Origin of the sequence: Streptomyces sp. NPDC048111 (assembly GCF_043202815.1) — a bacterium.
In the GTDB taxonomy this organism is placed as follows: Bacteria; Actinomycetota; Actinomycetes; order Streptomycetales; family Streptomycetaceae; genus Streptomyces.
Genome location: NZ_JBIDBD010000007.1, coordinates 265,373 through 287,420, shown reverse-complemented (window position 1 = coordinate 287,420; position 22,048 = coordinate 265,373). Strand labels below are relative to the sequence as shown.

The window sequence follows — 22,048 nt, the reverse complement described above, 5'->3', positions numbered from 1 at the left end:
CGATCCGGCGGTCAAAGGCGAAGGTTGATAAGCCATCCCGACAGCCTCCCACCTACACCGCCAGCACACCCACCGAACTTACGAAAAGATCAGTAAGTGTTGTCCCGCAACACTGGGTTCGATTCCGGCACCTGCTGTGGCGACGGCGCGCACCCCCATGCTCCGGGGCTTACCGGAAGATAGGACGCAGGACACCGTGGGAGGTGTTCAGTCCAGAGCGCCGGTCACCGCCTCCGACACCGCCAGTCCTGCCTCCTGGATCCGCTGGCGCATGTCCCCTTCGTACAACCAGGCGCAAGCCTCGATGGCTGGAGAGAGTTCGGCGAGGATCAACGCCTCGCGCTTCGGTACGTGGGTTTCATTCCTCCAGGCTCTCCCACAACGATCGATCTCCGCCTGTAGTTGAAGGAGTGCCTGTTCATCGAACCCCTCGTTCATGCGCAAGGGGATCACGAAGCGAGTCGCCGTCTCTTCCAGACGACTGACCAAGTCCTTGTCCATGGGTGCCTCCGGGTCGGGCGGTTCGCAGCGTGGTGGGACGATCTTCTCGTGGCTGGTGTGATCACGGCGTCACAGCCGTCCTGGATAGGCCCGTTCACGGGGCTGAGCCCGCGATGGCTCGGCAAGCTCGTGACCGCGCTGCGCCGCGAAGGAGCGGACACGGTCCGCCGAGGCCGGCCGTGAGGCTTGCCCCTGGAGGACCACGTCCTGCTGGTCGCTGCCTACTGGCGCACGAACTTGACGCTGCGCCAGCTCGCGCCGCTGTTCGGCCTCTCGAAGTCTGCGGCCGACCGCATCATCAGCCGCCTCGCACCGCTGCTCGCCCTGCGGCCGCGCCGACGGTTTCGCAAGGACAACGTGCTCATCGTGGACGGCACCTTGGTTCCCACGCGTGATCACGCGGTGGCCGAGCAGTCGAAAAACTACCGGTACTCCACCAACCACCAGGTCGTCATCGACGCCGATACGCGTCTGGTCGTTGTAGTTGGCCGGCCCCTGCCCGGCAACCGCAATGACTGCAGGGCATGGGAGTTGTCCGGAGCGAAGGCCGCCGTCGGCAACACCACGGTGATCGCTGACGGCGGATACCGCGGCACCGGTCTGGTGATCCCGCACCGACGAGAACCCGGCCAAGCCGAGCTCCCGTCCTGGAAAGAGGAACACAACCGCTCACACCGTAAGGTCCGTGCACGCGTTGAGCACACATTCGCTCGCATGAAGAGCTGGAAGATCCTCCGCGATTGCCGCCTGAAAGGAGACGGCGTCCATCACGCCATGCTGGGCATCGCCCGCCTGCACAACCTGGCGCTGGCCGGATAGACCGGCCCAGATGGGCGTCCCGACGCCAACCGTGTCAGATCAGTTGATCATTGCGGGACAGCCTTTAGCTAGGCGCCGGAAACTAATGCCCACAGTCGAAGGTCCCGAGCCAAAAGAGAACTGGTTCGGGACCTTCACATACGGGTCCGGATGGTTGGCCCGTGAAGTTAGCCAACGTCAGGGCACCGTCTGAGCGTCGCGACTTGCTTGATGGGTCTACTTCCGTTTAGTTGCGGAATATCCCCATACCGCAATGCAAGCGAGAAGGCTGCAACCTGCGGCCCAGAGAACGATCAAGCCGACGGTTTTGGCGCTCAGGTCCGATACGTCTGGACCCAGAGTAAAAAACGTCAGCACGAATAGGCCGAGGCCGACGGCAAGCACGGCGTTGCCGTTGATGCGATCTCGCATACTGTTCACTGTCCTTGATACTCGAGGTAGCCCTTCGTGGCGGCTCCCGCTGCGCCACCGCCGAATGCCCCTACCAGTGCCGACGGCAGGCAGCCGATTTCGGCTCCGGCGACACATCCGGCAATTGCCCCAGTGACGGCCCCGCCTATCGCTTTGCCCACGGACGCGAATCCGATCTTTCGTACGCTGCTCCAGAAGCTGAGCCCGGTCGGGTCAGTCTGGTTGATGGGGTCACCCGCGGCGTACAGGTAGGCATTCTTCTCCTGGCCGCTGGGATCGGTGGTGGTGAAGCGGCCGAGGTTGGGGTCGTAGGAGCGGGCGCCCATTTTGTAGAGGCCGGTCGGGTCGAGGTAGGTGCCGGCGTAGCGGTAGGGCTGGGGGACTGTTTCGACGGGGGTGGTGCGGGGCTGGCCGGTGGGGGTGTAGGTGTAGCTGTGGGTGCGGGTGCCGGTGGGGTCGACGAGGCCGAGGACGTTGCCGGTGGCGTCGGTGAGGTAGTAGTAGCTCTTCCCGTCCCTCGTCATGGAGTTGAGGGTTCCCGCCGGTTCGCGGACAAATCCCGTGTCCTGGTTGCCAGTTGTGGACGCGGCGAGTCCGGTCTGGGTCTGGTGGAACCAGGTGTCGCCGATCCGGATCCGTTCGGTGTTTCCGGTGTCGGCGTTCTCCACGGCGTAGATCGTCGACCCTGCTGTGATGGAGGTCTGCTGGCCGAAGTCGTTCCAGGTCTCGTTGGTGCGGGCTGTTCCACCGGTGGGGTTGGCGGCGGTTTCGTTGCCGTTGGCGTCGTAGGACCAGCCGGCGGTGGAGGAGTTCGTGGTGTTGAGCTGTCCCGCGTCGTTGTAGCCGTAGCCGAAGACGGCGGGGCAGTTGGGCGGGATGGACGATATGTACTTCAGGTTGCCGGCCTCATCCGTGCAGTACTTCCAGGATCCCGCGTCCGCGCCGGTGCTGTTCGTGTCCCGGGCGGTGTCGAGTCGACCGGCGTCGTTGTAGCTGTACGTGGTCTTGCGGTGGGTGGCGTCCAGGTTGTCGGTGCGGGAGTAGATCTTGACGCCGCCCTTGTCCGCGCTCGCGCCGGAGGGACGGTACGTGTACGTGTACGCGAGGTCGACGAGGGTGCCCTTGGGGGAAGTCGCCTTGATGGACTTCGGTTTGCCGTCGGCATCGAGGACGACCGTCTGGACGGTGTTGCCGGGGTAGGTGGTGGTGGTGCGGTGGTCGTTGGCGTCGTACTCGTAGGTCGTGGTCTACCCGTCGGGGGCTTTGAGGGTGTGGAGGCGGTCGGCGTCGTCCCAGGTGTAGTCGGTGGTGCCGGCCGGGTCGGTGTAGGCGTCGACGTTGCCGTCCGGGGTGTAGGTGAGCACCGACTGGGAGTCGTCCTGGAGGGTGCGGACGGTTTCGCGGCCCAGGCCGTCGTAGGCGTGCTTGACCGTGCCGGTCTGATCCGTGCGCTGGGTGAGGTTGCCGTCCATGTCGTAGACGTACGACACCGACAGGCCGCCGCTCGTGGTCACCTTGCGGACTTGGTCGAGGTTGTCGTACACGTACGTCGAGGTGATGCCCCGGCCGTCGGTGACGGTCTTGGGCCTGCCCAGCGCGTCGTACGTCGCGGTCGTCGCGCCCTGCGGAGCGGGCGGGGCGGACTTGGTGAGGTTGCCGTGGGCGTCGTAGGTGAAGCTGGTGGTCTTGCCGCGGGCATCCTTGACCGTGCAGCGCTGGCCGACGAAGCCGCCGCACGTCGGGGTCGATGGGTTGTACGTCGAGCTTGTCGTGCCGCCCGTGCCACCGGTCACGGTGACCGACGTGGTGTTGCCGACCGCGTCGTAGGCGTACGTCGACTTCGTGTTGTCGGGGGTGGTGAAGGAGTCCGGGACGTCCATGCCGGCCTTGTTCAGCCAGGGCGTGAACGAGGCCAGCGCGCCCGTGGGGAGCTTGGCGGAGGTGGGGTTGTTGCGGTTGTCCCAGCCGTACGTCGTCACGTTGCCCGGCGTCGAGCCCACGCCCAAGGCGTCGGTGGCGGTCTGGGTGAGGTGCTTGGTGTACGTCTTGGCGCGCGAGTGCTTGAGCGGGTCGGTGACCTTGGTGACCTCGCCGTCGCCGTTGTGGTCGTACGTGGTCGACTTGCTCGTCGGGTCGGTGACTGTGGTGGTACCCGCGGCATACGGGGTCACAGCCGAGTAGCCGAGGGTCCAGGTGGGTTCGCCCCCGCCGGAGCCGCCTTCCTCGTAGAACTGCTTGTAGGAAGTCAGGCGGTTCTGGTCGTCGTAGCCGAACAGGATCGCGCGGCTCTCGGAGGTGGTGATCTTCGCCAGGCGGCCGTCGCTGTCCCAGTTGTACTTGGTGACGTTGCCCTCGGCGTCCGTGACCTCGTCGATCCGCCCGTCGCTGTCCAGGTGGTACTTGACCGTGCGGCCGCTGCTGTCATGGCCGTTCCAGTGCGCAACCGCCTCTGGAGCGTGCGCTACGCCGACCGCGGCTTGCGGCCGGCCGCCGACTTCTTCGCCGCGGTCTACTCGCTTGTCATCTTCTTCGCGGCGTTCTTCTTGGCCGCTGTGGTCTTAGCTGCCCGCTTCTTGGGCAGGTCGTGCACGTCGTCCTCGCCGCGTTGGCCCTGGCCTTCTCCACGCTCACGCTGAGGGCGGCCACGAGGTCGATGACGGCGCCGGCCAGCTCCGTCATCTCCTCCACCGGGCGGGGCTCGCGGTGCTCGGCCTTGGCGGCCAGGAGCCGACGCGCACCGCCCCGGCGGTTACCGACGTCACGGACCCGGAGCTGCTCCGGCTGCTCCTGGACATCGCCGCGCGCGTCGCCATCACGGTCACCGCTGCGGACGACCACGACGGGAACCGTGCGAACACCCTTTGCTGACAGCGGCACTCGGCCGGCTCCTGCTGGAACTCCCCTGCCACGGCGCGTACCTGGCCAACGCACCGGGCGTCGCCAAGACCATCACTTGACCGGTATCCCTGCGATCGCGAGGACTCGGTTGCTTCCTTCTGGTCCGGGGTGAGCTTGTGAGTCCGGCCGGCCGGGGTAGACGGGTGACCGGCCCGCCCACCGGCGCAGCCAGGACTCAGGAGAGGACTCGATCAGCGTGAGCGACGCCGAGCACCGTAAGCAGACCCCCGACGGAGCGGCCGAACTCCTGGTTCGCTGCCTGGAGAACGAGGGCGTCGAGGTGGTGTTCGGCGTACCCGGCGAGGAGAACATCCGTTTCACCAACGCCCTCGCCCGCTCGGAGAAGATCCGCTACGTCCTCACCCGGCACGAGCAGGCCGCATCGTTCATGGCGGAGATGTACGGCCGGCTGACCGGCTCGGCGGGTGTGATGTCCGCGACGCTGGGGCCCGGCGCGATCAACCTCATGCTGGGCGTCGCTGACGCCATGACGAACAGCACGCCTGTCGTCGCGATCACCGCACAGGTCGGCAAGGAGCGCAACTACAAGGAGTCCCACCAGTTCGTGGATCTGCTGAGCATGTTCGCCCCGGTCACCAAGTGGTCGGCAGGGGTCCCGGCCACCCAGGCCATCCCCGAGATGGTACGGCGCGCGTTCAAGACCGCGGAGTCCGAGCGGCCCGGCGCCGTCTACCTCGCCGTCCCCGAGGACGTCGACGCGGCGACGGACGGCTCGGACCTGCGCCCGCTGCGCAGGAACGTCGTGCAGCCCGAGGCACCGTCCCCGAAGCAGATCGAGCGAGCGGTGGAGCTACTGCGGGAGGCCCGCCGGCCGGTGATACTCGCCGGACACGGCGCGGCGCGCGGCGGCGCCGCGGAGTCGCTGGCGGCGTTCGCCACCGCGCTGGACGTGTCGACGGCGACCACCTTCCACGGCAAGGGTGTCCTGCCCGACGACCACCCGTGCGCGACCGGCACGTTCGGCTTCATGCGACGCGACTACACCAACTTCGGGTTCGAGGAGGCCGACGTCATCATCGCCGTCGGCTACGAACTGCAGGAGTTCGACCCGTCCCGGATAAACCCGGACGGTGACAAGAAGATCGTCCACATCCACCGTGTCCCGGCAGAGGTCGATGACAGCTACTCGGTCGACGTCGGCATCATCGGCGACATCTCGGCCTCCCTCGACGCCCTCGTCACTGCACTCGACGGGCTGCGCTGGACCGTCGACGACGAGGACACCGTGGCCACCCGCGCGCTGCTGGCCAAGGAACTCGAGCAGGGCGCCGCGGACGACCGCCACCCGCTCGCCCCCCAGCGCGTCATCGCCGACACCCGCGCCGCGCTCGGTCGTGACGACATCGTGCTGGTCGACACCGGCGCGCTGAAGATGTGGATGGCCCGGCTCTACCCGACGTACGCGCCCCATACCTGTCTCATATCCAACGGCTTGTCCACCATGGGCTTCTCGCTGCCCGGCGCGCTCGCGGTTCAGCTCGCCAGGCCGCAGACGAAGGTGCTGGCGGCGGTCGGCGACGGCTCGTTCCTCATGCACTCCCAGGAGATCGAGACGGCGGTCCGCGAGAACATTCCGCTGACCGTGCTGATCTGGGAGAACAACGGATACGGGCTGATCAAGTGGAAGATGGACCTGGAGGTCGGCGAAAACTCCAACACCGACTTCGGCAACCCGGACATCGTCCAGTACGCCCGCAGTTTCGGCGCGAAGGGCTACCACATCGAATCCGCTGGGGACCTGCTGCCGACGCTCCGTGAGGCACTGGCGGACCCGGGCGTGTCCATCATCAACTGCCCGGTGGACTACGCCGAGAACATGAACCTCATCAAGCACCTCGGGCACCTCGACTCGACGCTCTGACTCGCTCGGGGGGGGCGGCCCGGCCCCCGGACGGGCCGCGCGGCGGCCCTCCCGCGGGGGCGGTGACCTAGAGTCTCCGGCATCGCGTGGCGTTTCCGCGGCGCGGGGTGGATGGTCACCGCAAGGGTCGATCAGTCGAGGAGAGGAACGATCGTGATGCGTGCACGGAGCATAGGCGCGGCAGCCGCCACGGGGTTGGCGCTGATGGCCGCCCGCGACCTCGTGCAGAAGAAGCACGCGCTGCTGAGGAACTTCCCCCTGGTGGGACACGCCAGGTATGTGCTGGAGACGATCGGCCCCGAGCTACGGCAGTACATCGTGACCTCCAACGACGAGGAGCGTCCCTTCAGCCGTGACCAGCGCAGCTGGATCTACGCGTCGGCGAAGGGGGAGAACAACTACTTCGGTTTCGGCACCGACAACGACGTCGAGCACGTGCAGGGTCATGCATACGTGAAGCAGCGTACGTTCGCCGGTGCCCTGCCCGATCTGAGCGACCCACAAGCAGCGTTGCCCTCGGCCAAGGTGCTCGGCGGACCGCGCGGCCGCGCGAAAGCGTTCCGCCCGGCGAGCGTCGTCAACATCTCGGCGATGAGCTTCGGATCGCTGTCCGGCGCGGCCGTCACGGCGCTCAACAAGGGCGCGGCGCTGGCCGGGACGATGCAGAACACCGGCGAGGGCGGCCTGGCGCCGTATCACCGCAACGGCGGGGACCTTGTCCTCCAGATCGGTACGTCGTACTTCGGCTGCCGCAACGAGGACGGGACGTTCAACCTCGACAAGCTCAAGTCCACGGTCGCGGGCGCGCCCGTCAAGGCCATCGAGATCAAGCTCTCGCAGGGCGCGAAGCCGGGACTCGGCGGCATGCTGCCGGGCGCGAAGGTGTCCGACGAGATTGCCGGGATCCGCGACATTCCCGCGGGCGAGGACTGCGCTTCCCCGTCGCGGCACACCGCGTTCCACGACGTGGACTCGATGCTCGACTTCGTGGAACTGTTGGCCGCGGAAACCGGATTGCCGGTCGGGATCAAGAGCGCTGTCGGGGAGACGGACTTCTGGGAGGAACTCGCCACGCTGATGGAGCCGGGTGAGCGAGGGGTCGACTTCGTGACCGTCGACGGTGGCGAGGGCGGCACTGGGGCGGCTCCCCTGATCTTCGCCGACTCGGTGTCCCTGCCGTTCCGCGTGGGCTTCTCCCGCGTCTACGGCGTGTTCGCCGAGCGGGGCCTGACCGACGACATCACCTTCATCGGCTCCGGCAAACTCGGCGTGCCCGAGAACGCCGTCGTCGCGTTCGCCCTCGGCGTCGACATGATCAACGTGGGCCGTGAGGCGATGCTGTCCATCGGCTGCATCCAGGCCCAGAAGTGCCACACCGACAAGTGCCCCACCGGCATCGCCACCCAGAACCCGTGGCTGGCGCGCGGCATCGACGCGCCCTCGAAGGGCATCCGGGCCGCGATGTACCTGCGCACCCTGCGCAAGGAGCTGCTGAAGGTCTCGGGCGCTGTCGGTGTCCCCCACCCGTCGCTCATCACCCCCACCGACATCGACATCCTGAACGGCGACTACGACGCCCGCACCCTGGGGAGTGTGTACGGCTACAAGGACGGCTGGGGCTCGCTCGGACCGGAGCTCGCCCGTGAGATCACGGAACTGCTCACCACCTGAGCCGGCTACTCGGCCACCTGTCCTCAACCGTCATGCCCTGCGCACCACGCCCACCTGGTGGAGCGCACCAAGTGGACGGTGGTGCGCACCGGATGGACTCGCTGCCTACACCACAGGCAACACCGGTGCGCACCAGGATCGCCCGCGAGGTGCACGACACTGAGCCTCCGCCACCTTGAAGTCGCAGGCCGAAGAGCTGGTATGACCGATCCTCAGCGCCCTAGTGCTGATTACGGCCGACTGATGACCGTACCGTGATCGAAGTTGCCGCCCGGGGTGTACATGAGCACCGACTGGGAGTCGTCCTGGAGGGTGCGGACGGTATCGGGCCCCAGGCCGGCATAGGCGTGCTTGACCGCAGGATCAAAGCCACCGTCCCGGTTCCGGCGGACCGGGTCCGCAACCGCCTGGAGCGCGGCTCGCGCGGCGGGCGGCCGCCAAAGCGCGACAAGGACGACTGCAAGTAGCGCCGCGCGGTCGAGTGCGGGTCCAATCGGCTCAAGCACCACCGGGCCGCCGCCACCCGGTACGACAGACTCGCCGTCCGCTACGAAGCGACCGTGCTGGCCACGTCCATCAACGACTCGCTTTGACCAGCACTTTCACAACAGACCCCAGGGCATGTGATCGCGGTCGGCGAGTTCGAGGTCGTAGCATCGACCGGACCGGTCAGCGGGAGGGGAGAGCGTCTGCCACAAATCAGGAAGTAACTCTCCATCACGGCTGGTTCCCGGCAGGAGCACCGGCCTGATTCCTTCGCGGCGTATCGTCGCACCGGGCGGGTGATCACCGACTGTCTGGCCGCTGACCGCCCACCCCCGGCAGCCGGTGAGACAGCCCATCCTTTGACGCAACCGGAGAGAGAGCCATGACGGCTTCACAAGAAGTCAGCGCATCCCGACGGGAACTGTTCGCCCTTCTGGAGAACGTCGACACCGTCAAGGAGTTCTTCGCGCACGTCGCGGAAGACGTGCACTGGACCATGCACGGCCTGAATTCCGCTCGCCGGGACGTACCGCAGCAGGACGGAGTTGATCCCGGCCACCACCGGCCAGGTCCTGCCCCTGCTCTCCGGAGGACTGCGGTTCCACATCAAAGCCCTGCACAGTGACGGGCTGGTGTCCGTGGTGGAGATGCAAGGTGTGGGCGTCGCTCTCGACGGCGTTCCGTACGACCCCTTCTACGTCTGGGTCTGCCACTTCGACCCGCGGGGCGACACCATCGTCACGGTCGACGCCTACATCGACTCCGCCGTGGTCACCGACATCCTGCATCGCCTGGCACCCCGCTGATATCCGGACCTGGCCACACCACGCACCGACGCCTCAGGACTCTTTGAGGCCACGGCGAGCGAGGACGGCGTGCGCTGCCTGGCACTCGTACGGTTCGCAATCCAGCGGGCGTTCCGCCTCGATCGGGTCCGTCAACCCGGCTGTTCGGATGCCTAGTTGGGCGCTACGCACGCCTGCCGATCTGCTTCTTGACCGGCTGGCGGTGGGCGAGGCGGTGGATGAGGCGTCTGAGTTCGGGAAGCCGGGAAGGCTGAGGGGAACGAGGTCGGCAGTTCTCCGTCCGGCCGGCCGTGCCGGAGTACTGCTGCTGAACCCCGGCCGACCGGACTCCTTTCTTCAGCAAGCCGGTGTCGTCCGCGATCAGCACCACACCTGGGTCTCCGAGGGGTTGGACGACGTACTCGCACACATCATCCAGCACCTCGTCCGCGTCCCTCCTGCACGGTGAGCCCGCGTACAGCGATGGAGCGTCCCGGCTGAGCCGGCCGTGGTCACGGGCGACGTTCCTGGGCCGAGGTACTGCCCTGATGCGGTGGCTCAGCGATGCCGTTGGTGAAGACGACGGCGGGTTTCTGCTCGTCGACTTGCGGTGCGCGGCACTGGCGGCGGATGCGGAGAGCGGCCGAGCACCCAAGTGAGCCAGGAGGCTTGGAAGGTGAACCGCCCTGAGAGCGGCGCGAGGTGAAATGACGGAGTGGAGCATCCCCGTGCCGGCGCGGTACGGATCTCCCCGCTGTCGCACACGGTCTTGGCGCCGGCGGCGCATGCGACGGGACGGGAGTGTGAGGCCGCGCGCGGGGTCTTGGCCGGGTCGCTCCAGCTGCCCGGTCCGTACACCCTGGCAACCGCTCCGGCGCGCTCACATGCTGTCAAGTGAATCGGGTGACAAGCGAGTTGATGGCACGGACTCGGCAGCAGTGAGGCCCGCTGCCCAGGGCAGTCGTCGTGGACTTATCGTCCTGCTGCCCGGGGGCGCGCTGGTCTTGGTCCTGCCTCGTGGTGTTGTCCCGCACGCACCGGACACGGAGGGCGAATCACGCAGCGGAAAGGGGCGAACGGCGTACAGCCGGAATTCCGCGGACCGAGGTGGCTCCCGGCACGCGGGCCGATCGCCCTGCCCGCCGACGAGAGGGAACCGCCGCCCGGGGCCCTGAGCTGCGGTCATGGCCGTCCGGAAGCACAACGGCGGCAGTCTGCGCACAACATGACTCAGCGTTGCTTCAGCGCGCACCCGCACCCGCACCCGCTGCCGCGGCCGGGGCGGCGGTGGGCTCCGGGCATCCACTCCCGGCTCGCCGTAATCGATCTCGTTTCAACCACTTCGCACGGTGTCCACAACCGTAAAGGGCAGTGAGACCCGCATGGAGGCAACGTGGGGTTCTTGTCACTAGTTACCTGGGCGTATAGCGCCAGCCCGGTCACCTGGGGTTGTCTCGGGGCAGTCCCACCAACTGGACTCCCCATCCGGAGAATTGATGTGTCGTGGACCCCCGATCGCAGGTTGTCATGTCCCGGACTTAGGGGTGTGACGTCCATGTAGCTCGCCCCGGACCGTCTCTGCACGGCCGGTCAAATCCCCCCACGGAAGCGGAGCTCGCGTGACTTCTCGGAACACACGTCACCACACCGTCCTCGCGGCGGCCATCGCCACCTCCACTGTGGCTGCCCTGATGGGCACCGCGCTCACTGCCTCGGCCGCCCCCCAGGCATCCGGCGCCGAACGATCGGCCGGCGCGCCCGTCGCACTGTCGCCCGCCGCCCGCACCGGCCTTCTCCGGACCGCGCAGGCCGGACTCGCCCGAACCGCCGAGAACATAGGCCTCGGGGCGAAGGAGAAGCTGGTCGTCAAGGACGTCGTCAAGGATGCCGACGGCACCGTCCACACTCGCTATGAGCGCACCTACGAAGGCCTGCCGGTGCTCGGCGGCGACCTGATCGTGCACACCTCCAAGTTCGGCAGCACCCAAGGTGTGAGCAGAGCGTCGAAGGCCACTCTGCAGCTCGCGACCACCACACCGCGGATCGCGGCGGCCACCGCACAGAAGCAGGCGCTGGGCCTCGCGAAGGACAAGGGCTCGGCCAAAGCCACCAGCGACCGCGCCCCGCGCAAGGTCGTCTGGGCCGCGGCCGGCAAGCCGGTCCTCGCCTACGAGACGGTGATCGGCGGCTTCCAGGACGACGGCACCCCCAACCAGCTGCACGTCGTCACCGACGCGGCCACTGGAAAGACGCTCTTCCAGTACCAGGGCATCGAGACCGGCGTCGGGAACACCCAGTACAGCGGCAAGGTCGACCTGACCACCACGCAGTCGGGCTCGTCGTACACCCTCACCGACGACTCCCGCGGCGGTCACAAGACGTACAACCTCGACCACCAACAGGACGGCACCGGCACCCTGTTCTCCCAGGACAACGACACCTGGGGCGACGGGAAGACCACGAACGCCGCGACCGCGGGCGCGGACGCCGCCTACGGCGCCCAGGCGACGTGGGACTTCTACAAGAACGCCTTCGGCCGCAGCGGCATCAAGAACGACGGCAAGGGCGCCTACTCGCGCGTGCACTACGGCAACGCCTACGTGAACGCGTTCTGGGACGACTCCTGCTTCTGCATGACCTACGGCGACGGCACCAACGACAGCGACCCGCTGACCTCGCTCGACGTCGCCGGTCACGAGATGAGCCACGGCGTCACCTCCAACACCGCAGGGTTGGAGTACTCCGGTGAGTCGGGCGGCCTCAACGAAGCCACCAGCGACATCATGGGTACCGGCGTCGAGTTCGCCGCGAACAACAGCGCGGACCCCGGCGACTACCTCATCGGCGAGAAGATCAACATCAACGGCGACGGCAAGCCGCTGCGCTACATGGACAAGCCCAGCAAGGACGGCGGTTCCGCCGACTACTGGAGCTCGTCCGTCGGCGGTGAGGACGTCCACTACTCGTCCGGTGTCGCCAACCACTTCTTCTACCTCCTCTCGGAGGGCAGTGGCGCGAAGACCATTGGCGGCGTCGACTACGACTCGCCGACCAAGGACGGCTCCAAGGTGACCGGCATCGGCAGGGACAAGGCCCTCCAGATCTGGTACAAGGCACTGACCAGCTACTTCACCTCCACCACCAACTACGCCGACGCCCGCAAGGGCACCGTGTCGGCGGCGACGGACCTCTATGGCGCCGACAGCGCCGAGACCAAGGCGGTCGAGGCCGCCTGGACCGGGGTCGACGTGCACTGAGCCGACGCGCTCGCGCACCGATAAGGGGTGGCACCAGGATCGCGGTCCTGGTGCCACCCCTTCGGCACACCGTCCAGCGCTTGGCGATCCGGGCACCTCCGTCGCTGGACACGACGCCAAGCCTCGCCCGGGCGAGCGGCCCGGGACCTCCGGATCGGCCGGGCCTGGCGCGACATGGCGCGCATGGGCCGGGAGGACCGGACCTCTACGGGCCCGGCGAGCGGTACCTGATCGCCGACCCAGGCCCTTTCGTCTGGATCAGTCGGTCGTCGGCCCGGGTGTGCCGTTGACTGACGCGCAGTGGGCGCGGATCGAACCGTTGCTTCCGGACCGGAGCCCGAAGCAGGGTGGCGGCCGGCGTCACCACTGTGAAGTGATCGACGCGATCGCCTGCAAGTTCCAGACCGGAACGCGGTGCGTCCACCTGCCGGAGAAGTACGGCAATTGTGCAGTCCGCTCACCGCGCTCTGCTCGTCCTCGATATCACCGAGGACGAAGAGGAAGACCTCGACCCGATGTACTACCAGGAGCTCTCGATTCCCCGCCGCCGCGACGGGAGTTCCGCACCGCCCCAGCAGGCGTCCACGACGTGCACGCAAATCTGTCGATCGGCAACATGGACTACGCGGAGTTCGCAGACGCGGCCTCCGACGGTCCCGACCGCATCTACCGATCCATCTGAACCAGCTGCTTCGGCCCCCTTTACACATTCTCTTGGCCGCCGCTCTGCAGCGTCGCGGGCATGGAGTCATTCGAAACGGTCGGCCCATGGTCGAAGATCTGGCCTGCGAAGTTCCCTGATGCCGCCTCAGCCACGTGCCGCCTCAGGAGGCTCGGGGGGAACATCAGAAAAATGTGATCACCCGCCCCAGCACCGCGGCGGCCAGGAGCAGGGCCGCAACGACAGCCCCTTCACCAACCGGCTCATGGCCCGTTACAGCGGCGGGCGTCGCCATACGCCCTGCACTCCCCCCGCCCGCTCACGGGGCCGGCGCCCGGCTGGCTCGATGGCTACAGCGGCGCACCCATGGGTAAGCATCCTCCTATGGTCGACGTCGTGGATGCAGACGAACTTCTGAGGCGTATCCGGCGAGCCCGCGACTGGGCGAAACAACGGGAGGAGAGCCTGACCCTCGACGATGACACGCGTTCAGAACCTGGTAAGGAATCCCGGAACACCGAGACAGCACGGATATTGCGCGTTGTGCGCGAGGTACTCGACGAACTCGTCGAGCCGGGCAAGCACACGGGTGGTGCAGACTAGACGATGGCGTTCGCGCGAAGGCGCAGGCGCTGACCGGCACCCACCACCGCATTCGCCGCGGCGTACTGTCGGCGGGCACGCGATTCCGCGATCAGCCATGCTTACGCCCGCGGTTACTGTCGCTGAACGCCGGCCAGCCCCCTCCCCTGACGGCGGAGCGCAACCCAGCGACATCCCGGTCGGAGCGCTGGAGTCCGGCGGCTCGTCGGCCCAGTACGGGCTCGGCCAGGAGTCTCGCTGGGCCGCACAGGGTCTGGCCGTGCTGGGCAAAGAGTTCGTCCCGGGAATCGAAGTGCCCGAGATCGGTGAGCAGGTACGCCGAGAGATCACACGGAGCGTCCGACGCGGGGCAGGCTGTGGCCCCGTCCCAGTTGACGCTCGTCCTTGACAGCGCCTCGAAGAGCGTCTCCGGACCGGCGTTCGTGAAGCCGCCGCCGATCCGTCCGCGCGGCTCGGCGGCGTCGCCGAAGAGCTCGGACACCGACAGCCAGGGTGCGGTCGCGTGATCGGCTTTCGACAGCCCTTCGATACGGAACTCCGGCCAGGCCAGCACTACTTGTTCGGGAACAAGCCACCGTAGCCGGGGGAAACGCGGGTACCAGAATCGGCCGTCCACAATGAGGCCACGCACCCGGGTCGAAACGCCCCACGCCCGCGCAACGGCTTCCAGTACAGCCATCCGCTGGCTGCAGGAACCGCGGCCGAGTCGCAGGATCCGGGACGTGGGTCGCGTCTCCTGCACCGAGTACACCGGGCGGACCTCTGCGGAAATCCACCAATGGGCGCGGCGGAGGGCCGCCACCCTCGCTGCGGGCCCCTCCCCAACCGGGGCCGCCACGCCGATGCTCCGCGCGACGGACCGGACCCGCGGATGTTCCCAATCGAGAACCTGCGTCGGCGTCGTTCCTCCGCATGCGCCACGGCCGCCGGCCATGGCCACTCGAGTTCTCCCGTACGGCATCAACAGCGTACTCACCATGACCCGCCCCTCCCGTCGGCGTGCAGCCAGCCTCCCAGATTTTTTGAACACGTTCAAGTGTGACGGCCAGGTCTGCGGGCGTAGGGCCGGAGGCGACGTTGCGATCAATCACCCCGCCTCGCCGCCCGACATCGGCACCATCACCCGCCGACAGCGCACCGAGTCAGCACCGCCCAGGAGGTACCGCGCCGAACTCGCGTGACCGGAGCGTCCAGCACCGCGAGACCGGGACGGGGTGGAGGGCCAGCCGACTGGCCGGCCGGATCCGAACCAGATGCCGTGATGAGAACCATGAGCAGCAAGGCCCGGCCGTCGGCGGCCCCTCTCCGCGAAGCCGGGGACAGCCCCATGACGGCCCCTCTCGGCCCTCACCTGTGCAGAGCTCCCGCCTTCGGTGGGCGGCGGCCTCGCGGCTCGTTCGGCGCTCTCACCACTCGATCCGCCTCAACAGCTCCGGCACACACCACCGTCGTCGAGGCCGCCCCCGGGGATGCCGGGCCCCGCGCGGCTGAGCCCTTCTCGTGGGCAGCCAGGTTCGAGGCGGCTCGAAGCCAATGCCTGTCATCCGGTGGCGCAGCTTGCGGCGAATCGGCCGGCGCGGGTGCGGGAAGACGGGCATACCGAGGTAAGCGGTGTTGTGCCGGATCGCGATGTCGTGCATGGTCGCGAGCTTCTGATCGGCGGCGGAGAGGCTGGCCTCGCTCGCGCCGAGTCGCCGAGGTATCTCTGCCCCTTGGCCTTCCGGAGCCGGTCGAGCAGGAGCAGCACGCCGCGGCGGCCGAACGGGTCATGACGCAGGTCCGCGTCGCCCTGACCACCTCGTTCGCCGACCCTGTTTTGCGCCACCGACGAACTCGCCCTCGCACCTCAGGGCGGGCTCTCCGAAGTGCTGTCGTCCATACCTGCATGTCCGCCGAGGTGCGCATCCGGAACTCCCTCAGCCGATATCGGTCAGCGTGACATCAGTACGTCGAGGCCCTCAGCCGATATCGGTCAGCGTGACATCAGTACGTCGAGGAGGAAGAGGAGGATTCCGAGACAGCCCACAGCAATCCCGATCCACGCCAGTCGTGCGATCATCTCTTTTTCCTGTCAGTCATGACGTGCAGGCGGCGATCATCCTTGTGCCCGTTCCGCTGAATCCGATTCCGCTGCCGATGGCCGCTACTGATGCCGACGTGCTGATCCCTTCGACCTGATAGCGCAGGCTACTCCCGCGTCAACCACCAGAGTTCAACGACAGCATGTACGCCCGGAAGCCGGCTTGTCCCGTAGGCGTGAGCATGGCCGTAGACGCCAGTTGCGGATAGGCGGCGACCAGGTTCGACATGAGCGGCTCGTGCTCCTGGGCACGCTCGGGAGGCACCCCGAAGCCCACGCAAGTCGCACAGTAAGAGTGGAAAGCCGGGAAGCCTGCCCGGAATGGGAATCAAGCGCCGTCTTCGCATATGCCCGGGCGTCCTCGAGGAATTGCAGCGTCAGCTTCCCGGCATGACGCCAGATCCCCGCCATATCCCGCAGCGTCATCGACGGCCATACCGTGTCGACGGAGCAGCTCCTGCCCAGCGCGACAGCCGTATCTCCGGCGCCTTCCATCGACTCCACCACACCCATCGCGCCGCAGACCACACCGCTGGCAGCAAGGCCCGGTTCGGGTGGCGAACTACGCACCCTGATCCGCTCAGTCCCCGTGTACGTGATCAACTTACGGATCGCCGGGGCGTCGTGCGCCTCCCGTCAGTCTGGCTCCATGTAGGGGCGGCGGAAGACCGGGGCCTGGCCGGTGCCCCAGAGACGTACAGCTGCCAGCGCCCGGGCTACCGCGGAATCGAATGGGCCACTGGTGTTGACGCTCCGCTGTCGTCTGGCCGAGGTATACCGGCTCTGCGGCGACGCCGCCGAGGCTGGACGCTGGATGTACCTTGAAGAGGATCGAAATGCCGACGAGACCGCTGCCTTCGAGGCACGGTACGGGTCTCCCGGGCGGCGGATGAAGGCCCTCGCCTGGCACGGCCCCGAGACGAAGGGGGCCACTGCCTTCGCGAAGGGGCAGCTGGTCGCGGTGCGGACCGCCTGCGCCGAGGAGCTGGGGCACCCCGTGGACTGGGACGACCCCGCCTCCTACCGGGACGACTTGGAAGGGGAGTTCAAGGCGCCCTTCGAGCTGTGGACGGTCGGCGGTGTGCCGGCGGGCGTCGGCTGCCTGACGACGGTCCTTGCGTTCCTCGCGATCCGGGTGAACGGACTCGTTGCCCTCTTCGACTGACTCAGGTCACCGGGGTCTGTGAGGAGCGCCGCTCAAGGTTCGGTGAGACCGTCCAGATCTGCCGTGAACGAGGACGCCCGGTGACGAGTGAAATGATCTCGCGGTGTCTGGTGTGATTACGGCTTCGGAGCCGTCCTGGATAGCCCCGTTCACCGGGCTGAGCCCTCGCCTGTTCAGCAAGCTGGTGACCGTACTGCGGCGCGAGGGTGCGGATTCGGTCCGCAAGGGCCGGCCATGGGCGCCTCCGCCCAGCCGAGGCTCGGTCCGGTCTGTACCGAACACAGGAAGTGGTCAAGAGCGGTGTACCACTCGGCGAGCTGCGAGATGATGCCGTACCAGCTCGTCGACACCGGCTGCTCCTGGGCAGGCTGCTGAGGCCTGTAGATCACCGCCGGTGAGGCACCCCTCGCGGGCCTCGTCCCGGCGGTCCACGTACCGGACGTACTCGGGTCGGAACTCGTGCGGAACGTCCGCCCCCTGTCCGGCCCCCCACCCAGCCTGGAAGTAGTCACGATGCCAAGTCGGGACGTCCGAGCGCGGCATCAGCCGAATCTCCGCGTCCCCAAGGCCCTCCGTGTGGACTTCGTTGCCCACTCGGCAACATGAGGCACTGTCAGCGACGGCCTCCTCCAGCCACTCCTCCAGCTCCATCAGGTCTCCGCCGAATCCTGCTACCAGCGGGGCCGCCGCGCCGTCGCCGCCGGCCGGCCCGCCCGTCGATTACGGTCGGAGCCGGATCCGAGGGCCTCAGTGGCGGTGCCGGGGCCAACGCGGATCGTCCCAGCGTGCCGGGCCGGTGAGTTCCAACAGCTCTATCCAACCGATCAGTTCCTCTGATTCTCCCTGGGCGCGCAGTCGGTCGGGGGCGACACGGAGGAGCCAGGCTGCGAGCTCGGTGCACCAGGCACGTGCGTCGATGCCCTCCGAGTGCCACGGCTCCCACGGCATGCGGTCCAGCAGCAGGTCGTACTCCCAGAGAGCGGCGGCGCGGGCCAAGTGCCGGTGGGCGACGGGGTCGTCGAGGGCCTCCCAGGTTTCGAGCCACGGGCTGAGCGTCGCCGACGCCCCGGCGCACAGCATGAGCAACTCGTGTGCCGGGAAGGCCGGTTCGGGGTCAGTGAGGCTGTGGGCCCACCAGGCGTTCAGGAACTCCCCCACCGCCGCGCGCTCATCCGCGGGCCAGCGCCACCACGTGCCACGCGCGAATGAATGCCCGACCCACTCGCCGAACGAGGGCTCCACTCCGCCGTTGACGAGCGTTCTGGCGAATTGAGGAAGGACACGGCGGAGTACCGCCCCATGGTCGCTCCAGTCCGGGGCGTTCCAGGTACGGAGCAGGAGGTCCGCGTCGAGCTCCACGTCCGGGACCTTCAGCTGCTCAAGCTCTTCATCGCTGCCCCAGTGGCACGCGCACTGGACCTCGCCGCTGTACGCCTTCACGCCTCGGAAGGTGACGGACAAACAGTCCAGTGCTCGATCGAGTCGGAGTCGTGCGGGAGTTGTGTTACGGATCATCATTGTCAACACGGCCTCAAGGGACTCCGGAGGGCCTCCACCGACCGAAGATCCCTACGTTACCTCAGCGCAGGGAACGGATCGCCGGGCTCGTGGCGACCAGGCCGGCACACGCCAGCACGGCGCCGCCGCACACCAGGAACAGTGTCGTCGTCCCGTACGGGACGAGGACGCCGGCCATTACGTAGGAGAACGGGTCGAGCGCCACCGTGGCCAGCACGACCAGACTGAGCACTCGGCCCCGCAGGTGCTCGGACACCATCTCCCGCAGAGTGGCTACGACCACCACTCCGAGGGACGCGCGGCCGCGGTCGTCCAGCCCGGTCACGCACCGCAGACCGTAGGCCCGTGGGCGGCCTGGGTCGCCGCGCATCCGTCAGAAGTGGGGCTGGCTGACGCCGTCGCCTGAGGAGTCGTAGGCGTTGACGTAGGCGAGCCGGAACCTCGCTCCACAGCTGCCGGTGGAGCCGAAGAGGGCCTGCTCGCCGAGTACCTGATGCGCGCTCACGGAGAAGACGCCGTACGCGCTGCCGATGGTGGTGCCCCGCGCGTCGAGGAACTCGTAACGGATGTCGTAGGCCATCGAGTGGGCCGCGTGGTTGCATCGCCGAGGTTCTCCGCAGCAGAGCCGGACCCGGGACGTGCCGCCTGGCAGAGGGCGTGGAGCCCGGCCACCTCCTGCGGCCGCTTGGACGGTGGTGCGCAGGGGCCCCGGTTACACGGTGACGCCTTCCCGGCCCCTCCCCTCGGTCCATGCCCCACGCAGGGCCTCCGTGCCTGACGACTGTGGTGGTGCTTCGTGGGCGGACGGAGGCTTCGCTCCCGCGTCGTGCGATGCGGGGCACGATCTGTCGTCGTCGCAGCCAGTTCCTCAGGTGGACGTAGTCGTAGCCCTTGTCGCCCTGCAGGTGGCGGGGCGGCGGCGTCGCGGGCCGAAGCGGGAGCGGATCGGAGGTATCCCGCGCAGCAGCGGAATGCGGGTCAGGCTGTCGTGGTCGTTGGCGGCCCAGATGCCGATGGAGATGGGCAGACCGTTACGGTCGACGATGAGGTGGATTTACGATCCGGCTCTGCCACGGTCGGTCGGATTCGGTCCCGTCGGCGGCCCCCTTTGAGGGCCCGGACGCTCACGGAGTCGATCGCGCACCTCGACCAGTCCAACCCGCCGCTGGCACCGGGTTCACCCGGGACCAGGCGGTGCAACTTGGCCCACACCCGGGCCTGCGACCACTCGGTGAACCGCCGGAACGCCGTCACTCTGGAAGGGCCGAAGCCGGGTGGCAGCTGGTTCGACGTGGTGCGCAGCCGGGTCAGACCGTGTCGCGGTGCCAGTCGGCGGTGGAGCTGATGTTGGAGTCGGCCTGGCGGGCCGCTTCGGCGGGGTTGCGGTTGCGCAGCGCTGCCAGGAGGTCTTCGTGGCCGGCCGGGTCGGCGCCGTCGAAGCCGGGCCGGTCCCAGAATTCGGTCATCGATGCACGGAGCGGTTCGGTGAGGCTGCGGTAGAGCTCGGCCAGCAGGGCGTTGCCGGAGGCGGCGGCGACGCAGGTGTGGAATTCCCAGTCGGCGTCGATCCAGCCTTCGAGGTCGCGGGCCGCCCATGTGTCGGCGCGGCGTTGCAGCGCCGCGGTCAGGGCGGCGAGGTCCTCGTCGGTGGCGCGGGCTGCGGCGAGGGCGGCTGCTTTGCCTTCGAGGGCGGCGCGGACATCGAGGAGTTCAGTGGACGCCTGGTCGGCGTAGAGGCGTTGGACGGCGCCGGACAGTTCGCTGGCCGCCTTCACGTAGGTGCCGTCGCCCTGGCGGACTTCGAGCAGTCCTGCGTGGGCGAGGGCGCGGACGGCCTCGCGGACGGTGCCGCGGGCGACACCGAGCTGGCGCATGAGCTCGGGCTCGGGTGGGATCCGGCTGCTCACCGGCCATGTGCCGCTCGTGATCTGCCGGCGGAGTGTTTCGAGTACCTCGGCGGCGAGTGTGGGGCGGCGCAGGGGGTCCAGGGTCATGCAGCCATCGTACAACCGATGATTTGACCGCAAACGTTAGACGTCTTACGTTTGATGTATGAACACAGCTACCGGCACCCGCGAGCCAGGCCGCTCGGCCGCACCCGCGCCGCCTGGCTCGCGGGTGCCGGCGTAGTGCTCATCGCGCTCAATCTGCGGAGCGGGATCAGCAGTGCCTCTGCGCTGCTCGACGCCCTGCGCAACGACCTCGGCTTCGGGGCGACGGCCGCCGCGGCGCTGCCCGCGCTGCCGACGCTGAGCTTCGCCTTCGCCGGCTTCTGCACCGGCCGCATCGCCGGCCGTCTGGGGACCGAGCGGACCGTGCTGATCGCTCTCGCGGCCCTGACCGCGGGCCTCGCCGTGCGCGGTGTGGCCGCGACCTGGGCCCTGCTCGCCGGCACTGTCCTCGGCATGTCGGGGCTGGCCCTGTGCAACGTCCTGCTGCCGACCCTGCTGCGAACCCACTTCCCGGCCAAGGTCGCCCTGTTCACCGGCGTGTACACGACCACCATGGCTCTCGGCTCGACGCTGGGCGCGGCGGTCGCCGTACCGCTGGCCACAGCGATGGGGTCGTCGTCGCTTGGGCTCGCCGTCTGGGCGGCTCCGGCTCTGCTCGCCACCCTGGTCTGGTCGTTCGTGCGGACGCCGTCGGCCGTGTCGGCGTCCGGCGCCGGCGCCGGCTCCCGCGCCGACGGGGAGTACGTGTCGCCGTGGACGATGGCACGCACTCCGCTCGGATTGCTGGTGACCGGCTACTTCGCCCTGCAGGCGCTGAACTGCTACGCGATCATCGGGTGGCTGCCCACGCTGCTGTCCGACCAGGGCATGTCGAGCGGCGGCGCAGGCACCATCCTCGCGGTGTCGCAGGCCGTGGGGATCCCGGGCACGTTCATGGTCCTCGCCTTCGCACGGGCGCCGCAGCGGCTGCAGCCCGCCTTCCTGGCGATCTCCGCGGCGATGCTCGCCGGGTTCCTGGGATTCCTGCTCGCCCCGCTGGCCATGCCCCTGATCTGGGCGGTCCTGGTCGGGCTGGGACTGTGTTCCTTCCCGCTGGTGCTCGCCGTGATCGGCAACAGCGGCAGCAGTCCCGCGGAGACCACCGCGCTGTCCAGCCTGTCCCAGTCCCTCGGCTACCTCGTGGCCACCCTCGGCCCCTTCGCCGTGGGACTGCTGCACAGTGCCTCCGGCGGATGGACGCTGCCGCTGCTGGCACTCCTGGTGACAGCGTCGGCGCAACTCGTCGTCGGGCTGGCTCTGTCCCAGCAGAAGCGCTGAGCAACGCGGACCGGCGCGTTCGCCTCCCCCGGGCCCAGGCCC

Annotated in this window: 19 protein-coding genes and 5 pseudogenes; 13 read left to right on the top strand and 11 right to left on the bottom strand. The window is 68.0% G+C overall.

Annotated features, from left to right (window positions below):
* Positions 1-207 precede the first annotated feature (207 nt).
* Complete coding sequence (locus ACGF3I_RS16005) at positions 208-501, bottom strand: hypothetical protein (protein WP_393132273.1); 294 nt, start codon at positions 499-501, stop codon at positions 208-210.
* 48 nt (positions 502-549) lie between these two features.
* On the opposite strand from ACGF3I_RS16005, the pseudogene ACGF3I_RS16000 reads away from it, so the two are divergent.
* Positions 550-1,320: pseudogene (locus tag ACGF3I_RS16000) on the top strand (transposase).
* Between the two features lie 416 nt (positions 1,321-1,736).
* On the opposite strand, the gene ACGF3I_RS15995 reads toward ACGF3I_RS16000, so the two are convergent.
* The 3 genes and pseudogenes from ACGF3I_RS15995 to ACGF3I_RS15985 form a co-directional block, all read right to left on the bottom strand.
* On the bottom strand, positions 1,737-2,399 hold the full coding sequence (locus ACGF3I_RS15995) for an RHS repeat-associated core domain-containing protein (RefSeq protein WP_393132271.1): 663 nt from the start codon (positions 2,397-2,399) through the stop codon (positions 1,737-1,739).
* Between the two features lie 579 nt (positions 2,400-2,978).
* Positions 2,979-3,902, bottom strand: coding sequence for a hypothetical protein (locus tag ACGF3I_RS15990; RefSeq protein WP_393132269.1), 924 nt, complete (start codon positions 3,900-3,902; stop codon positions 2,979-2,981).
* A 78-nt stretch (positions 3,903-3,980) separates the two neighbouring features.
* Positions 3,981-4,124 (bottom strand): annotated as a pseudogene (locus tag ACGF3I_RS15985) (hypothetical protein); the annotation flags it as partial.
* 310 nt (positions 4,125-4,434) lie between these two features.
* Between ACGF3I_RS15985 and ACGF3I_RS15980 the strand changes: the two are divergent.
* The 5 genes from ACGF3I_RS15980 (at position 4,435) to ACGF3I_RS15960 (ending at position 9,474) form a co-directional block, all read left to right on the top strand.
* A complete protein-coding gene (locus ACGF3I_RS15980) occupies positions 4,435-4,599 on the top strand; it encodes a hypothetical protein (protein ID WP_393132267.1) in 165 nt (54 codons plus the stop codon).
* A gap of 226 nt (positions 4,600-4,825) precedes the next feature.
* Positions 4,826-6,511 (top strand): acetolactate synthase large subunit, encoded by a 1,686-nt coding sequence (locus ACGF3I_RS15975; RefSeq protein WP_393132265.1) that lies wholly within the window; start codon positions 4,826-4,828, stop codon positions 6,509-6,511.
* A gap of 156 nt (positions 6,512-6,667) precedes the next feature.
* Positions 6,668-8,182: a glutamate synthase-related protein gene (locus ACGF3I_RS15970; RefSeq protein ID WP_393132263.1), complete on the top strand. Its 1,515-nt coding sequence runs from the start codon at positions 6,668-6,670 to the stop codon at positions 8,180-8,182.
* 254 nt (positions 8,183-8,436) lie between these two features.
* Complete coding sequence (locus ACGF3I_RS15965; protein ID WP_393132261.1) at positions 8,437-8,649, top strand: hypothetical protein; 213 nt, start codon at positions 8,437-8,439, stop codon at positions 8,647-8,649.
* Positions 8,650-9,213: 564 nt separating this feature from the next.
* Positions 9,214-9,474: a hypothetical protein gene (locus ACGF3I_RS15960; protein WP_393132259.1), complete on the top strand. Its 261-nt coding sequence runs from the start codon at positions 9,214-9,216 to the stop codon at positions 9,472-9,474.
* A 265-nt stretch (positions 9,475-9,739) separates the two neighbouring features.
* On the opposite strand, the pseudogene ACGF3I_RS15955 reads toward ACGF3I_RS15960, so the two are convergent.
* Positions 9,740-9,907, bottom strand: a pseudogene (locus ACGF3I_RS15955) (transposase); the annotation flags it as partial.
* A gap of 1,165 nt (positions 9,908-11,072) precedes the next feature.
* Between ACGF3I_RS15955 and ACGF3I_RS15950 the strand changes: the two are divergent.
* The 3 genes from ACGF3I_RS15950 to ACGF3I_RS15940 all read left to right on the top strand — a co-directional run bounded on the left by ACGF3I_RS15950 (position 11,073) and on the right by ACGF3I_RS15940 (position 13,974).
* Positions 11,073-12,710, top strand: a complete 1,638-nt coding sequence (locus tag ACGF3I_RS15950) for a M4 family metallopeptidase (protein ID WP_393132257.1) — start codon at positions 11,073-11,075, stop codon at positions 12,708-12,710.
* Complete coding sequence (locus ACGF3I_RS15945) at positions 12,646-13,392, top strand: transposase (protein ID WP_393132255.1); 747 nt, start codon at positions 12,646-12,648, stop codon at positions 13,390-13,392. Before ACGF3I_RS15950 ends, ACGF3I_RS15945 begins: the two co-directional genes overlap by 65 nt.
* A gap of 363 nt (positions 13,393-13,755) precedes the next feature.
* Positions 13,756-13,974 (top strand): hypothetical protein, encoded by a 219-nt coding sequence (locus ACGF3I_RS15940; protein WP_393132253.1) that lies wholly within the window; start codon positions 13,756-13,758, stop codon positions 13,972-13,974.
* A gap of 91 nt (positions 13,975-14,065) precedes the next feature.
* Here ACGF3I_RS15940 and ACGF3I_RS15935 read toward each other — a convergent pair whose 3' ends face one another.
* A complete protein-coding gene (locus ACGF3I_RS15935; RefSeq protein WP_393132301.1) occupies positions 14,066-14,908 on the bottom strand; it encodes a transglutaminase domain-containing protein in 843 nt (280 codons plus the stop codon).
* 1,115 nt (positions 14,909-16,023) lie between these two features.
* Between ACGF3I_RS15935 and ACGF3I_RS15930 the strand changes: the two genes are divergently transcribed.
* The 3 genes and pseudogenes from ACGF3I_RS15930 to ACGF3I_RS15920 all read left to right on the top strand — a co-directional run.
* Positions 16,024-16,152: a hypothetical protein gene (locus tag ACGF3I_RS15930; protein ID WP_393132251.1), complete on the top strand. Its 129-nt coding sequence runs from the start codon at positions 16,024-16,026 to the stop codon at positions 16,150-16,152.
* 584 nt (positions 16,153-16,736) lie between these two features.
* Positions 16,737-17,219 carry a DUF6584 family protein gene (locus tag ACGF3I_RS15925; RefSeq protein ID WP_393132249.1) on the top strand — a complete coding sequence of 161 codons (483 nt, stop codon included), beginning with the start codon at positions 16,737-16,739 and terminating at the stop codon, positions 17,217-17,219.
* Between the two features lie 103 nt (positions 17,220-17,322).
* A pseudogene (locus ACGF3I_RS15920) lies at positions 17,323-17,466 on the top strand (IS5/IS1182 family transposase); the annotation flags it as partial.
* A gap of 500 nt (positions 17,467-17,966) precedes the next feature.
* Here ACGF3I_RS15920 and ACGF3I_RS15915 read toward each other — a convergent pair.
* The 5 genes and pseudogenes from ACGF3I_RS15915 to ACGF3I_RS15895 form a co-directional block, all read right to left on the bottom strand.
* Positions 17,967-18,659: a hypothetical protein gene (locus tag ACGF3I_RS15915; protein ID WP_393132247.1), complete on the bottom strand. Its 693-nt coding sequence runs from the start codon at positions 18,657-18,659 to the stop codon at positions 17,967-17,969.
* 139 nt (positions 18,660-18,798) lie between these two features.
* A complete protein-coding gene (locus ACGF3I_RS15910; RefSeq protein ID WP_393132245.1) occupies positions 18,799-19,062 on the bottom strand; it encodes a hypothetical protein in 264 nt (87 codons plus the stop codon).
* Between the two features lie 48 nt (positions 19,063-19,110).
* On the bottom strand, positions 19,111-19,317 hold the full coding sequence (locus ACGF3I_RS15905; protein WP_393132243.1) for a hypothetical protein: 207 nt from the start codon (positions 19,315-19,317) through the stop codon (positions 19,111-19,113).
* A gap of 226 nt (positions 19,318-19,543) precedes the next feature.
* Positions 19,544-20,099, bottom strand: a pseudogene (locus tag ACGF3I_RS15900) (transposase); the annotation flags it as partial.
* Positions 20,045-20,731 (bottom strand): FadR/GntR family transcriptional regulator, encoded by a 687-nt coding sequence (locus ACGF3I_RS15895; RefSeq protein ID WP_393132241.1) that lies wholly within the window; start codon positions 20,729-20,731, stop codon positions 20,045-20,047. The pseudogene ACGF3I_RS15900 and the gene ACGF3I_RS15895, both read right to left, overlap by 55 nt.
* A 54-nt stretch (positions 20,732-20,785) precedes the next feature.
* On the opposite strand from ACGF3I_RS15895, the gene ACGF3I_RS15890 reads away from it, so the two are divergent.
* Complete coding sequence (locus tag ACGF3I_RS15890; RefSeq protein WP_393132239.1) at positions 20,786-22,006, top strand: MFS transporter; 1,221 nt, start codon at positions 20,786-20,788, stop codon at positions 22,004-22,006.
* Positions 22,007-22,048 lie beyond the last annotated feature (42 nt).

Coding starts and splice junctions, on each gene's coding strand:
- ACGF3I_RS16005 (WP_393132273.1), bottom strand. CDS start 501: ATGGACAAGGACTTGGTCAGTCGTCTGGAAGAGACGGCGACTCGCTTC.
- ACGF3I_RS15970 (WP_393132263.1), top strand. CDS start 6,668: ATGCGTGCACGGAGCATAGGCGCGGCAGCCGCCACGGGGTTGGCGCTG.
- ACGF3I_RS15945 (WP_393132255.1), top strand. CDS start 12,646: ATGGCGCCGACAGCGCCGAGACCAAGGCGGTCGAGGCCGCCTGGACCG.
- ACGF3I_RS15940 (WP_393132253.1), top strand. CDS start 13,756: ATGGTCGACGTCGTGGATGCAGACGAACTTCTGAGGCGTATCCGGCGA.
- ACGF3I_RS15935 (WP_393132301.1), bottom strand. CDS start 14,908: ATGGCCGGCGGCCGTGGCGCATGCGGAGGAACGACGCCGACGCAGGTT.
- ACGF3I_RS15905 (WP_393132243.1), bottom strand. CDS start 19,317: ATGGCCTACGACATCCGTTACGAGTTCCTCGACGCGCGGGGCACCACC.
- ACGF3I_RS15895 (WP_393132241.1), bottom strand. CDS start 20,731: ATGACCCTGGACCCCCTGCGCCGCCCCACACTCGCCGCCGAGGTACTC.
- ACGF3I_RS15890 (WP_393132239.1), top strand. CDS start 20,786: ATGTATGAACACAGCTACCGGCACCCGCGAGCCAGGCCGCTCGGCCGC.